At 43.7% G+C, this 1663-nt stretch carries 3 protein-coding genes; all 3 read left to right on the forward strand.

Translation table 11 applies throughout. The features are described from left to right. Positions 1 to 934 (forward strand): hypothetical protein (locus tag A9G32_RS12070; protein WP_176701355.1); only part of this gene is annotated, 934 nt, incomplete at its 5' end. Positions 935 to 1027: 93 nt separating this feature from the next. Further along, complete coding sequence (locus A9G32_RS12075; protein WP_034885636.1) at positions 1028 to 1327, forward strand: IS3 family transposase; 300 nt, start codon at positions 1028 to 1030, stop codon at positions 1325 to 1327. An 83-nt stretch (positions 1328 to 1410) separates the two neighbouring features. After that, positions 1411 to 1663, forward strand: a 253-nt coding sequence (locus tag A9G32_RS12710; protein ID WP_141672911.1) for an IS3 family transposase, incomplete at its 3' end; no start/stop codon positions are given.

Below are 1663 nucleotides of genomic sequence, written 5' to 3' on the forward strand. Positions count from 1 at the left end.
GCCACCGCCACCGCCGCCGCCGCCGCCACCGCCGCCACCGCCGCCGCCGCCACCGCCGCCGCCGCCGCCGCCGCCACCACCACCACCGCTTAAGCCGTTTCCGCTTTTTGCAAGGCCGAACATTAACGACTTTGCTAGCGGTCGACACGCTGGTTCTTTTGAGTGGTGGGATCCAGATAAGGGATACAAAGTTTTAGCCAATGATGAAGGAGCTTACAAAAATAATTTTCCAACAATGGGGGCAGATGGTTTATACTTTGATATTTTAGATCCACCCGTTCAAGATTTAAGCCAATTAACTTGGTCCCCTGTTGAGTATGATGGAATAAAAGTAACGGCGCACTGGACAAGGCCAGATCAGCGTGATAATTGGATTAAAGATAAAAGGCAATTTGCATTAAGAGTATGGTTAAATGGCCCTAGAGCGAGGGACTATTCAAATCCTGGAGAAATTCACAAGCCAAATTTACCTCATACCTTCGTACTAGAGGGCAAGGATGCTAGTGGGCGAGTAATGGTGAAATATGGATTTGAATTGAGGCAGTGGTTTGTCCATCGGGGGGGGGGAGATAGAGGACTTGAGGATCATACCGCATGGTGTAAAAGTTTTGGTTATCGTTTGGTACTGGCAAGAGATTTAACCAATGCAATAAGCGAAGCTCCTGAGGTCGCCAAACCTTACTCACCATGGGTTAAGTATTATCAGCGTCGAATAGGTGGAGGATTTTTCTCGGAGTGGGGTCATCTGGTAGATTACGCTGATGTGGGCTTCGGTACTGGTCACCACTACGAGTACTGCTACTGGACAAGTGACTATTACTTTTGTGGCAGCAAGGCTTGCCATCACCCCATAGTGACCTGCCAGCACACAGGCCGCTCCTTCGTAGAAGGCAATAAGAAATATGGATATCTGGGCCTTTGTGTCACACCTTAACTTTTATTTCTTAGTTCTTGGATCGGCTACACTAAATCATACAACTTTTTTAAGGGGTAAGGTAAACTTATCCCAACTAAAAAAGGAACAAATATGAATAAGATTAAACGCAAAAGACGAACATTCACAGATGATTTTAAACACCAAATGGTCAGTCTTTATCAACATGGTAAATCACGTAGTGAAATCGTTGCCGAATATGATTTGACACCATCAGCTTTGGACCGTTGGATAACGCAAGCAAGCCAAAGCGGCTCATTTAAAACAAAAGATAATCGCAGTCCACAAGAACAAGAGTTAATCGCGTTGCGTAAAGAGCTTAAACAGCTGCGTATGGAAAACGATATTCTAAAGCAAGCAGCACTGATAATAGGACGAAAATCGCTATCCTAAAAGCAAATCGACATTGTTATAGCATAACAAAGCTATGTCAATATTTAGGATTATCAAGACATTATGCTTATTATCAGTGTAAATTGAATAGACAAAAATCAGTAGGGCTTTATGCCGATAAAATCGTGACGCTATTTAATCAGAGCTATCAGTCTTATGGTACAAGACGAATTCGATTTGATTTACAGAAAGAGAATATTTGGGTGTCACGCCGTTACATTGCTCGGGTGATGAAAGCCTTATTGCTGGTATCAAAATACACCGTTAAACGTTATCAATCTCACACTACGGAAGTGAATGAAACCGCCACAGAAAACCACCTGCAACGACAATTTG

The sequence above is a fragment of the Gilliamella sp. Gris3-2 genome (genome assembly GCF_001690345.1).
GTDB classification, from domain to species: Bacteria; Pseudomonadota; Gammaproteobacteria; order Enterobacterales; family Orbaceae; genus Gilliamella; species Gilliamella bombi.